This is a genomic window from Streptomyces griseoloalbus (assembly GCA_014650015.1).
Classification (GTDB): domain Bacteria; phylum Actinomycetota; class Actinomycetes; order Streptomycetales; family Streptomycetaceae; genus Streptomyces; species Streptomyces griseoloalbus.
In genome coordinates this window covers 240,747-252,666 of record BMUD01000010.1, presented here as the reverse complement: position 1 = coordinate 252,666, position 11,920 = coordinate 240,747, and the positions used below count along the sequence as shown (strand labels likewise).

The window sequence follows — 11,920 nt, the reverse complement described above, 5'->3', positions numbered from 1 at the left end:
GCGCGCGGTGGGCGGACCGCGGCCGCGGCACGCACCGCCGGCTGGCGCAGGCTCGCCCGGTGGGCCCGGGCCGTGGCCACCAGCCCGTCCAGTGCGTCCCGGGTGTGCAGGAGAGCGGCGATGTGCTCGGTGAGCCGGTCCCGCTCCTGCGCCATCCGCTCCAGCGCGGCGTCGGAATGCTCCGCGCTGGGCGCATCGACGCAGGGCAACAGGTCGGCGACGGTCCGGCTGGACAAACCTGCGGCGTACAGCCGCTGGATGAACGCGACCCGCTCGACCTGGTCGTCCGAGTAGTGCCGCTGCCCGCTGGCGCTGCGGGTGCTGGTGAGCAGCCCCTGCTCCTCGTAGTAGCGCACGGACCGGACGCTTACGCCCGCTCGCGACGCGAACTCCCCGATGCGCATACGCCTCCTAGGTATGATCTGCGGCACATCTCTTGCCTCTGACATCAATGTGAGGTTTTAGCGTAGTCGCGTGTTCGACCAAGCACCAGGAATCGCAAGGGAGTGCGACATGACGAGCCTTTTCGACAGCCATCAGCTCGGTGAACTGAGGTTGCCCAACCGTGTGGTGATGGCCCCGATGACGCGGGTACGGGCTGCTGCCGGTGGTCTGGCGACGCCGTCGATGGCGGCCTACTACGCCCAGCGTGCGACGGCCGGGCTGATCGTGACCGAGGGGGTGCAGCCGAGCCTGGTCGGACAGTCGAATCCCGGAACACCGGGGCTGCACACCGATGAGCAGGTCGCCTCGTGGCGCCAGGTGACCGACGCCGTGCACACCAACGGCGGCCGCGTCTTCGCTCAGCTCATGCACGGCGGGAGGGTCTCGCATCCCGACACCACGGGTATGCGGCCCGTCGGTCCCTCGGCCGTCCCTGCCGTCGGTGAAGTGTTCACGCCGACCGGGCCCCAGCCCGCGCCGACTCCGCGTGCCCTGGACACCGCGGAAGTACCCGAGCACGCCCTGGCGTACGCCCAAGCCGCCCGCCGGGCCGTCGACGCCGGTTTCGACGGCGTGGAACTGCACGGCGCCAACGGCTATCTGATCTCGCAGTTCCTCTCGTCGAACGCCAACCTCCGCACGGACCGCTACGGAGGGTCCTTGACGGGCCGAGTCCGGTTCGCGGTCGAGGCGGTGTCCGCGACCGTCGAGGCCGTCGGCGCGGACCGGACCGGCATCCGCCTCTCTCCCGGCGGGACGTTCTGGGGAGTCGAGGAGACCGACGTTCCCGAGCTCTACGCCATGCTCCTGACCGAGCTGGCCCGCCTCGAAGTGGCCTACGTCCATCTCGAGGCCACCGCCGAGGAAGAGGTGCTGATCGGCCTGCGACGCGCATGGCCGGGCACTCTCATCATGAATCCGGTGCTTCCGATGGGTCCCAAGCAGACCGGCCGTACCGAGGCCGACCACTGGCTCGGGCTGGGAGCCGACCTCATCAGCTTCGGTCGCGCGTTCATCGCCAACCCCGATCTGGTCGAGCGACTGCGCACCGGACTCCCGATCGCTCCCGTGGACGAGGCCACCTACTACCAGGGCGGTGACGCGGGCTATCTGACCTACTCCGCCTACCAGTACACGGCCTGATCCCGGTGAACGCGGCCCGCCCCCGCACCCTCGGCATGCGGAGGTGCGGGGGCGCGTCCGTGGTGCGGCACCGTGCGGGGCGGGAGTCCGATGCCCTGCCGAACCCGGTCAGGCGCCGGGCAGGACACCGGTGCGGACGACCTCGGAGTACCAGCGGGCGCTGGCCTTCGGGATGCGCGTCCCGGTCGGGTAGTCCACGTAGACGGCACCGAAGCGCTTGCTGTAGCCGTGTGCCCACTCGAAGTTGTCCAGCAGCGACCAGAGGAAGTAGCCGCGCACATCCGCACCGTCCGCGATGGCCTGGTGGACGGCGGCCAGATGACCGCGCAGGTAGGAGATCCGGGCGGGGTCGTTGACCTGGCCGGCGGGGTCGGCGTAGTCGTCGAACGCGGCACCGTTCTCCGTGATGACCAGCGGCAGCCGCGGGAAGTCCGACGACAGTCGGCGCAGCAGCTCGTACAGGCCGGTGGGGTCGACGGCCCAGCCCATGGCGGTGGTCTCGCCGGGCGGCTGGTGGAAGGCGACCCGGTCGGACCCCGGCCAGGGGCTGTGTTCGCTCCTGCCGTGTCCGTCGGCGTTGTGGGTGCCGCTGCCGTCGCCCTCCGACACGAGGGTGGGGCTGTAGTAGTTGACGCCGAGGAAGTCCAGCGGCTGACGGATCCGCTCCAGGTCCCCGTCGCGTACGAAGGACCAGTCGGTCAGCGCGGCGGTGTCCTTGAGCAGGTCCTCCGGGTAGGCACCCCGCAGCATCGGGCCGGTGAAGACCCGGTTGGCGAGCGCGTCGATCCGGCGGACCGCGTCGGCGTCGGCGTCACTGCCGGTGAGCGGGCGGACGTGGTGGATGTTGAGCGTGACCGAGCACTGGGCGTCGGCGGGAACGCGGTCGCGCAGTGCCTGGACGGCCAGGCCGTGGGCCAGGTTGAGGTGGTGGGCGGCGCGCAGCGCGGCGACCGGGTCGGTGCGGCCGGGTGCGTGCACGCCGGAGCCGTAGCCGAGGAAGGCGCTGCACCAGGGCTCGTTGAGGGTGGTCCAGGTCTTCACCCGGTCACCGAGGGCGTCCGCGGCGAGGGCCGCGTACTCCGCGAACCGCTCCGCCGTGGCGCGCTCGGGCCAGCCTCCGGCGTCCTCCAGCTCCTGCGGCAGGTCCCAGTGGTAGAGGGTGGCGACGGGCTGGATGCCCTTGTCCAGCAGTTCGTCGACGAGGCGCCGGTAGAAGTCCAGGCCCTTCTGGACCGCGGGGCCGCGGCCGGTGGGCTGGATCCGGGGCCAGGCGAGGGAGAAACGGTAGGCCTCCAGGCCGAGTTCGGCCATGAGCGCGACGTCCTCGCGCCAGCGGTGGTAGTGGTCGGTGGCGATGTCACCGGTGTCGCCGTTGCGGACCCGGCCGGGGGTGCGGGCGTAGGTGTCCCAGATGGACGGTGTACGGCCGTCCTCGGCGGCGGCCCCCTCGATCTGGTAGGAGGCGGTCGCGGAGCCCCAGAGGAAGCCCTTGGGGAAGGTACGGGCGGCGTCCGGGGCGGACGCGGTCTGCTGTGCTGCGGTGACCACGTAGGTCCTTTCTGGAGAGGGGCTGTTCGCGGGCGCGCGAAGGCCAGGGGGGTGCGGGTCCGCGCCGGGCCGGCGCGGCGGGTCAGCCCTTGACGGCGCCCGCCATGATGCCGCTGACGATCTGGCGGCCGAAGACGATGAACATCGCCAGCAGGGGCAGCGTGCCGAGCAACGCGCCCGCCATGATCAGCGACTGGTCGCGGACATAGCCCGCGCTGAGCTGGGTGAGTGCGACGGGGACGGTCGGGTTGGTCATGTCGAGCACCACGAACGGCCAGAAGAAGTCGTTCCACGCGTGCACGAACGTGATCATGAACAGGACCGCCATGGCGGGCCGTGCGACGGGCAGCACGATGCTCCAGAAGATCCGCAGCGAGTGCGCCCCGTCCACGCGTCCGGCCTCGACGAGTTCGTCCGGCAGCGCCTCGGACAGGTACTGCCGCATGAAGAAGACCCCGACCGCGCTCACCAGCGTGGGGAAGATGACGGCGGGCAGCTGCTGCGACCAGCCCAGCTCGGACATCATCATGAACAGCGGTACGACGCCGAGCTGCGGCGGCACCATCATGGTGCCGATCACCAGCATGAGCAGGGCGTTGCGCCCCTTGAACCGCAGCTTGGCGAAGGCGAACCCGGCGAGCGTCGCGAACATCACCGTGGACAGGGCGATCACCCCGGCCACGACGAGGCTGTTCATCATCGCCTTGCCCAGTGCCGCCTCGTCCCAGGCCCGGGCGAGGTTGCTGAACAGGTTCGGGCCGGGCAGGAACGGCGGCGGCGTCTGGCTGACGCGGGTGTTGTCGGTCGAGGCCGCCACCATCGTCCAGTACAGCGGGAAGATCGACAGCACCGCCATGATGACGAGCAGGACATAGGCGAGCGGGCCCGCGTGGTGCTGGCGGCCGGCACGCTGGCGCAGCAGCCGGCGGCCGCCGCGGCCGGGCGGTTTCTCGACGGGGGTCCGGGCCGGGGCGTCCGTCCGGGCCGGGAGGCTGTGGGTGGTCATGACGACTCCAGGTCAGGACGTACGGCGCAGGCGCTTGGTCAGGCGCTGCACCACGAAGACGAGGACGAGCAGCAGGAACATCGCCCAGGCGACGGTCGCCGAGCGGCCCATCTGGTAGTTCTTCCAGCCCTCCTCGTACAGCAGCAGGCCCAGCGTCTGGTACTGGTTGTCCGCGCCGCCGGTGACACCGTTGGGCCCCTGGCCGAAGATCAGCGGTTCACCGAACAGCTGGGTGGCGCCGATCGTGGAGAGCACGATGGTGAAGACGATGGTGGAGCGGATCCCGGGCACGGTGACGTGGGTGAACTGCTGCCACCGGGAGGCTCCGTCGAGGGAGGCCGCCTCGTACCGGTCGGCGGGGATGGCCTGCATGGCGGCCAGGTAGAGCAGTGCGTTGTAGCCGGTCCAGCGCCAGATGACGATGGTGGAGATCGCGACCTGGGCGGGCCATTTGTCGGCCTCCCAGTCCACCGGGTCGATGCCGACCGAGCCGAGCGCCCAGTTGATCATGCCGAAGTCGCGCTCGAAGATCATGGTGAACACCAGGGCCGCGGCGGCGACCGAGGTGGCGTACGGGACCAGCGAGGCGACGCGGAAGAACAGCGAGGCCCGCATCCGGTAGTTGAGCAGGTGCGCCAGACCGAGCGCCATCAGCAGCTGCGGCACGGTGGAGATGACGCCGATGGTGATGGTGTTCTGCAGTGCGTTCCAGAACCGTGAATCGCCCCAGAGTTCGACGTAGTTGTCGAACGCGACCCACTCCATGACGTCGAGGGTGGCGAGTTCGACCCGGTGCAGGGAGATCCACGAGGTGTAGACGAGGGGGTAGAAACTGAACGCGGCGAAGACGACGAAGAACGGCGCGACGAACGCGTACGGAGCGCCCTTGATGTCCAGGCGGTGCAGCAGCGCGCCGCGTCGCCGTGGGGCGGTTCCCTCGCCGCCCGTCTTGCCGGGCGGGCCTGGCGGCTCCTCGCCGGCCGGCGCCTTGGTGGTGGAGGTGGCCACCGGACTTCCTTCCTGAGAGCGGATGTGTGAGCCGGGCCCCGGGCCCGCCCGTCGGCAGGTTGCGAGCGGGCCCGGGCGGCCGCAGGGGCGACCGGTCAGCCGACCGCCTTCTCGATGCGCTCCGTGGTGGTCTTCCACGCCTCGTCACGCGAGGTTCCCTGCTCGACCAGGGCCAGGCCCTGGGAGAAGGTGTCCTTGATCGTGCCGTCCTTGCGGCCGAGGACCTGCTTGTCCGGGATCTCCTGGGCGGCGGCGCCGAAGATCTGGCCGATCGGCGCGTTGTCGAAGTACTCCGACGTCGCGTTCTTCACGTCGTCGGCGTCCAGCGCCTTCTGCGAGGACGGGATGTTGCCCAGTTCCTTGAAGATGTGGGCCTGCTGTTCCGGCGCGGTCAGCCAGGCGACGAGCTTCTTGGCCTCCTCCTTCACCGGGCTCTTCTCGATCACGCCGAGGAAGGAGCCGCCCCAGTTGGCGCCCTTGGGCGCCCTGGCGACGTCCCACTTGCCCTTGTTCGCCTCACCGGCCTTCTCACTGATGTGGCTGAGCATCCAGGCCGGGCACACCGCGGTCGCGAACGTGCCGTTGGCGAGCCCGGGGTCCCAACCCGGCTGGAACTGGCGCAGCTTGGCGGTGAGCCCGGCCTCGGCGGCGTCGGCGGCGAGGTTCCAGGCCTCCTTGACGGCCGGGTTCTTGTCGTAGATCAGCTCGCCCTTGTCGTCGTAGTACTGCTCGGGGTAGCCGTAGACCGTGGCGTTGAACAGGCCGCTGGCCGCGTCCATGTAGGCCACGTCCTTACCCTTGAAGTCCTTCTTGAAGGTGCGGCCGACCTCGACGTACTTCGTCCAGTCGCCCTCCCACAGCTTGGCGACCTCCTCGCGGTCGGTGGGCAGGCCCGCCTTCTCGAAGTAGTCCTTGCGGTAGCAGACGGCCATCGGGCCGATGTCGGTGCCCAGGCCCAGCACCTTGCCGTCCTCGGTGCTGATCTGGGACTCCTTCCAGGGCAGGAAGTGCTCGGTACCCGCCATGCCGGCGAAGTCCGCGAACTTGTCCGACTGGGTCTCGGTGATCTCCTTGGCCCGGCCGATCTCGATGCCCTGGATGTCCTTCAGACCGTTGCCCGCGGCGAGCCTGGTCTGCAGCGCGGTGTAGTACGTCTGCTCGTCACCGGCGATCTCGGCCTTGATGTCGACATCGGGGTTCTCCTTCTCGTACTGCTCGAGGAGGCCCGTTTCCTTGATGCCCATCACCCCGTACAGGCCCATGGTGATGACGACCTTGCCGTCCTTCTTGCCACCACCGGTGACCGAATCGTCACTGCCGCCGCAGCCGACGACGAGCGCCAGCGCACCGGCGGCCGCGACTGTTGCCACCGCCCTCGTGCGCAACGAACCGAAAGTGCCCATGGATCTCCTCCTAGCGACGGCGCTGACACATCGGAGTGACGACTTCTGCGATGACTACAGCGGCTCTGACAATCGGATGGGAACGTGCCCAATCAACGGTGGGCACGTTCCCACCGGCGCATCGAAGACTCGTGCTCGAGAGCCGATCTGTCAATAACTTGAAACCAACTCCTCCTCCGGCCCTGCTGCCCGGAACCCGGTTCGACAACTTGGGGGGTGCTCCGTCCACGGCGGCATCTGCAACAATTGCCGCTGGTCACCCCCGCGGCCGGCACCGCCGCGGCCGCCGAGGGAGGGGAGTGCATGGCTGGGAACCGCCGGCCCACGATCAAAACGGTCGCCGCCCGTGCCGGCGTCGGTCGCACCACGGTCTCCCGCGTTGTCAACGGCTCCGATCTGGTCAGCGCCGACGCCCGCAGCAGAGTCCTGGCGGCGATCAAGGAGCTCAACTACGTTCCCAACTCGGTCGCCCGTGGCCTGGTCACCAACCGCACCAACGCCGTGGCCCTGGTGATCCCGGAATCGGAGAGCCGGCTCGGCTCGGAGCCGTTCTTCGCCGCGTTGATCCGGGGCGTGAGCGGCGCCCTCGCCGAAAGCCGGACTCAGCTGCAGCTCATGCTCGTGCGCGACCAGGCCGAGCGGGACCAGCTGACCGAGTCGGTGGCCACGCGCCGCGTGGACGGCGTCCTCCTGGTCTCCGTCCACTCCGAGGACCGGCTGCCCGGCATGCTGGAGGAGATGGGCCTGCCCACCGTACTGGCCGGCCGCCGGGACGCGGGCGAACAGCTGAGCTACGTCAACTCCGACAACGCCGGAGGGGCCGCCGAGGCAGTCCGGCATCTGCTGCGCAGCGGCAGGACGAGGATCGCCACGATCACCGGCCCCCAGGACATGGACGTCGGCCGCAGCCGGCTCGCCGGATGGCGTACCGCCCATGACGAGGCGGGTCTGACGGCGAACGAACTCCTGGTCGAGACGGGGGACTTCACGGAGGAGGGCGGCAGCCGCGCCATGCGTTCGCTTCTTGAACGCGCCCCCGATCTGGACGCCGTCTTCGCCGCCTCCGACCTCATGGCGGTCGGTGCCCTGGCCGAACTGCGCCGTCGGAAACGACAGGTGCCCGGCGATGTCGCCGTCGTCGGATTCGAGGATTCCGTCCTCGCCCGCCACACCAGTCCGCCTCTGACGACGGTACGTCAGCCGGTGGAGGAACTGGGCCGGACGATGGCCCGGATCCTCACCGACATCACCCAGCACGGTGCACCTCGGCAGCAGCTGACGCTGCCGACGGAACTGGTGGTGCGCGAGTCGTCCTAGTACTCCGGTCAGCCAATTCGAGCTGGTTCTCCTCCTGTAGCGGCAGCGGCGGGCCGCGGCTCGCCGGCGTCTGCGCCGGAGGGACCAGGGACTGGGCACGGGCGGGGCGGGGCAGCGGTGCACGAGGGCGGAACTGACGGGCCCCGCGCCTGCCGCCGGGCGGGACGCCGGCTCCGACGCGGGGCGGGCGGAGCAGTCCGCCACCGGCGACCGCCTCGGGGCGCCGAACAGGGCATCCGTGCCCGCGGGACCGCCGGTCCGCAGCCTGCGCGGTCCGGCGGGCGCCCCGGTGCCCACTGGTAGGCTGGGACGACGCTTCGAAGCACCGGGGCCCGTACCGAGGGGTACGGGCCCGGTGCGTTCCGGGCGCCTGATCAGGAAGGTTCCCCATCAACGCGAAGCAGTCTGTCCCCGGAGTCGCCCGGGCCGGCGGGTCCCGGCGAGCGACAGCGCCACAGGACGGGTTCCCGGCGCAAGCTGTATCACCGGGCCGGCCACCGGCCGTGTCCTTCGACGCGCTCGGGCTGCCGCCGGAGCTGTTGAAGACGATGACCGGCCTCGGCGTGACGAAGCCGTTCCCGATCCAGGCAGCGGCTTTGCCCGACGCGTTGGCCGGGCGCGACGTCCTCGGCCGCGCGCGCACCGGCTCCGGCAAGACGCTGGCCTTCGGGCTCGCCCTGCTCGTCCGGACGGCAGGCCTGCGCGCGGTGCCGAAGCGGCCGCTCGCACTGGTCCTGGTGTCGACGCGAGAACTCGCGCAGCAGGTGAGCGACGCGCTGGCGCCGTACGCGCAGGCGCTGAACGTGCGGCTGGCGACGGTGGTCGGCGGGCTGTCGATCAACCGGCAGACGGCGCTGCTGCGGAACGGCGTCGACGTGGTCATCGCGACGCCGGGACGGCTGGCCGACCTGGTGTCGCGCCGGGAATGCCACCTGGATCGCGTACGGATCACGGTGCTGGACGAGGCGGACCAGATGTGTGACCTGGGGTTCCTGCCGCAGGTCTCGGACATCCTGGACCAGGTGCCCTCCGACGGGCAGCGGCTGCTGTTCTCCGCCACACTCGACCGCGACGTCGACCAGTTGGTGCGGAGCCACCTGCGTGAGCCGGTTCTCGCGTCGGTCGACCCGGTGGCGGGCTCGGTCACCACGATGGAACACCACGTCCTGACGATTCACCCCGCCGACAAGTACGCCACCGCGACCGAGATCGCCGCACGGGACGGCCGGGTGCTGATGTTCCTGGACACCAAGGCCGGCGTCGACCAGTTCACCCGTCACCTGCGGGCCAGCGGCCTGCGGGCGGCGGCCCTGCACAGCGGGAAGTCGCAGCCGCAGCGCACGCACACGCTCGGCCGGTTCGTGGACGGTGAGATCACCGTGCTGGTGGCCACCAACGTCGCGGCACGGGGCATCCACGTCGACGCGCTCGACCTCGTCGTCAACGTCGATCCGCCGGCCGACGCCAAGGACTACCTGCACCGTGGCGGTCGCACGGCGCGCGCCGGGCGGTCCGGGAGCGTGGTCACCCTGGTCACTCCCGGGCAGCGGAGCGACGTGAACCGGATGATGTCCGAGGCCGGGATCCGGCCGACGGTCACCCCGGTGCGCTCCGGTGAGGAGAAGCTGACCGCCATCACCGGCGCGAAGCGCCCGCCGGCCGGAGCGAGAGACAGCGGCGGCAACGCCCCCTTCCGCGGTCTCGGCACCCGTCCGGGCCGAGCCTCGAAGGAGTCCCGCAAGACCGCCGAGGCCCGCAGGACCGCGGAAGCCCGCGCGGCGGCCCGGGTACGCAAGGGCCGCTGACCAGGCGCGGAAAGCCGCTGGACCGGAAGTGCGTTGCCCGGGGCTCCGGCTGATGGTGCCAAACAGGCCCCCGTCGACGGACTGTTGACACAATCCGCCCGTCGACGGCTGCCGCTGCGCCCTTGGGCACGGCAGCCGTCGCCGCCGCCCCGCGGCCGTCCCGCAGCCGTCCCGCAGCCGTCCCGCAGCCGTCCCCGACGTCCCCGACGTCCCCGACGTCCCCGACGAGTATCCGGAGTCCGTCCTCGGCGGGACCCCCGCGGCCGCTGTGACCGGTGCCGTTCATGGCCCCTGCCTCGCCGCCGCTCGGTTGCACGCCCCGGCCGGCGAACGAGGTTATGGGACCGGTGTGTCGGGGGGCGGCAGGGAGACCGGGCGGTCGCGGTCCACCGACAGAACGCCGTCGACGGCGGCCAGGGCGGGGATGCGGTTCTCCGCCACGGTCCCCGACAGGGAGCCGAGCAGCGGCTGTTCGCTCGTCACGTGCAGCCCTGCCCGGCGGGCGGCCTCCACCGTCCGCGTGAACCGGTCGGGGTCGACGGAGAGAATGACCCCGACCTGAGGGGAGGTGTCCGCCCCGCTCACGGAGCCTGGAGCAGTCCGGTGCCGATGTCCTCGACAGGCTGCGGCAGTGGGTGGGCACTGGACAGCAGGCGTCCGCACAGTTCGTCCGCCGAGTCGTCGGGGTGCGCCTCGGCGAACAGCGCGAGGGCGCCCGCGACATGGGGTGTGGCCATACTGGTGCCCGCCATCGTCGCGTACGTGCCGCCGGGGGCCGCCGAGAGCACGCCCACACCGGGCGCGGCGATGTTCACCTCGCCGCCCTCGCCGTTGATGGCGCCGCACGAGAAGTACGCGGTGGCCAGATCCTGGCCCAGCGCCGCGACGGCGAGAATGGACGGGCAGTTGGCGGGCCTGCCGACCGGCTTGACCATGCCCGGCCGCCTGCTCTCGTTCCCGGCCGCGGCGACCACCACCGTGCCGAGCCGGAGAGCGCGCAGGGCCACGTTCTCGTAGGTCTGCGGGAAGGGCTCACCCGGTTCGGCCTCCGCGCCGAGCGACAAGGAGATCACCCGGGCACCGCGGGACACGGCCCATGACATGCCTGCCAGGATCTGGCCGTCCGTTCCCTCGCCCTCATTGCTGAGTACCTTGCCGGCGAGGACTCCGGCTCCAACGGCGACCCCGTAACGAATGGCGTTCGCCGGGTCGGCCGGGCCTGCCACGGTGCCGATGCAGTGCGTGCCGTGGCCGTTGCCGTCGTCGACTGTCTCGCCCGGGACGAACGAGGCCGTTTCCTTCACACACCCGGTCAGGTCCGGGTGGTCGGTGTCCACGCCGGTGTCCAGTACGGCGATCTTGACGTCGTGTCCGGTCAGTGTGGAGGAGTTGGCCCGGATCGCCTGAATACCCCACGTGGTGTTCATTTCGTCCCAGGCGGGTCCGATGAACACGGCAGCTCTGGCCCTGGCCTGCCGGGCGATCTCCTCGTCGTCGCTCCGGTATGCCGGGAAGAAGTGCGTCGTCGTCCGTTCGGCCTCGGTGATGACCGAGGCGTACACGTAGCGTTCCGGCTCCGCCGCGATGATGGTGGGGTCCGCCTCGGCCGCGGTCACCAGCGCGTGCCGCTGGTCCGGTTCGGTCTCGACCACCGCTACGCCGAGGTTGTCGAAGAGCACCGAGGCGTCGGCGCGGGCGAGGAGCTGTGTGGAGTCGTCGGGGGCGGCTCCCGACACCCGCTCGACCGTGGTGATGCCGGCGGCGGAACGCAGGGTTTCCAGGCCCTGGTTCGGCTCCCTCTGGTCCAGGAGGACCACATACCGGCCGGTGTATGTCCGTTTCGCGTTTCCTGTGAGCTTCGGCCCGCTCGGGCTGTTCGCCCGGGGGTCGCCGGTCGGCCCGTTCATTGCCTTCTCCGCTCTGTGCGCTGTCCGGTCGCGGACTCGCGCCGTTGCACGGCGGGGCTCGGTATGCGATTCGGCGGGTCTGCCGTGCCGCGGCACGATGCCGCGTTCGCCGATGATTCGGTCGGCTCCTTTACCACGATCCTCCTGCCCGCGAAAGCCCGCAAGGCGCTTCGTGGGCCGGCGGGCGGCCTTCCCCCGGGTGAGTTGCAGGGGGAGAACACGTCGGCCTGCGGCATTCAGGGCCGGCCGCCGTGGGTCGACGTGCTTCCTCACGAGGCGCACCATGGAAGGGAGCGGGCATGCGGCCCGGCCGACCCGGCGTTCGCCGGTCGTCCTGCC

Annotated in this window: 9 protein-coding genes and 1 pseudogene; 3 read left to right on the top strand and 7 right to left on the bottom strand. The window is 70.7% G+C overall.

The features are described from left to right. Positions 1-35: 35 nt before the first annotated feature. Positions 36-404, bottom strand: a pseudogene (locus IE178_RS17825) (MerR family transcriptional regulator); the annotation flags it as partial. Between the two features lie 109 nt (positions 405-513). Here IE178_RS17825 and IE178_RS17820 point away from each other — a divergent pair. Beyond that, a complete protein-coding gene (locus IE178_RS17820) occupies positions 514-1,587 on the top strand; it encodes an alkene reductase (RefSeq protein ID WP_193512995.1) in 1,074 nt (357 codons plus the stop codon). A 108-nt stretch (positions 1,588-1,695) separates the two neighbouring features. Here IE178_RS17820 and IE178_RS17815 read toward each other — a convergent pair whose 3' ends face one another. From IE178_RS17815 to IE178_RS17800, 4 genes are all read right to left on the bottom strand, one after another. Then, entirely contained in the window at positions 1,696-3,135 is a 1,440-nt protein-coding gene (locus IE178_RS17815; RefSeq protein WP_184765284.1) for a GH1 family beta-glucosidase, read from the bottom strand. An 82-nt stretch (positions 3,136-3,217) separates the two neighbouring features. Then, the gene (locus IE178_RS17810; protein WP_193512994.1) at positions 3,218-4,141 is read right to left on the bottom strand and encodes a carbohydrate ABC transporter permease; all 924 of its coding nucleotides are present in this window, start codon (positions 4,139-4,141) and stop codon (positions 3,218-3,220) included. Between the two features lie 12 nt (positions 4,142-4,153). Beyond that, positions 4,154-5,149: a carbohydrate ABC transporter permease gene (locus IE178_RS17805; protein ID WP_184765282.1), complete on the bottom strand. Its 996-nt coding sequence runs from the start codon at positions 5,147-5,149 to the stop codon at positions 4,154-4,156. Between the two features lie 95 nt (positions 5,150-5,244). Then, a complete protein-coding gene (locus IE178_RS17800; protein WP_193512993.1) occupies positions 5,245-6,552 on the bottom strand; it encodes an ABC transporter substrate-binding protein in 1,308 nt (435 codons plus the stop codon). Between the two features lie 303 nt (positions 6,553-6,855). On the opposite strand from IE178_RS17800, the gene IE178_RS17795 reads away from it, so the two are divergent. Next, positions 6,856-7,869, top strand: a complete 1,014-nt coding sequence (locus tag IE178_RS17795) for a LacI family DNA-binding transcriptional regulator (protein ID WP_184765280.1) — start codon at positions 6,856-6,858, stop codon at positions 7,867-7,869. Between the two features lie 503 nt (positions 7,870-8,372). Next, a complete protein-coding gene (locus tag IE178_RS17790) occupies positions 8,373-9,674 on the top strand; it encodes a DEAD/DEAH box helicase (protein WP_318280106.1) in 1,302 nt (433 codons plus the stop codon). Positions 9,675-10,010: 336 nt separating this feature from the next. On the opposite strand, the gene IE178_RS17785 is transcribed toward IE178_RS17790, so the two are convergent. Together IE178_RS17785 and IE178_RS17780 are read right to left on the bottom strand one after the other, a co-directional pair. Beyond that, on the bottom strand, positions 10,011-10,259 hold the full coding sequence (locus IE178_RS17785) for a hypothetical protein (RefSeq protein ID WP_184765279.1): 249 nt from the start codon (positions 10,257-10,259) through the stop codon (positions 10,011-10,013). Continuing rightward, positions 10,256-11,581, bottom strand: coding sequence for a S8 family serine peptidase (locus IE178_RS17780; RefSeq protein ID WP_184765278.1), 1,326 nt, complete (start codon positions 11,579-11,581; stop codon positions 10,256-10,258). The genes IE178_RS17785 and IE178_RS17780 overlap by 4 nt, the downstream gene beginning before the upstream one ends. Positions 11,582-11,920 lie beyond the last annotated feature (339 nt).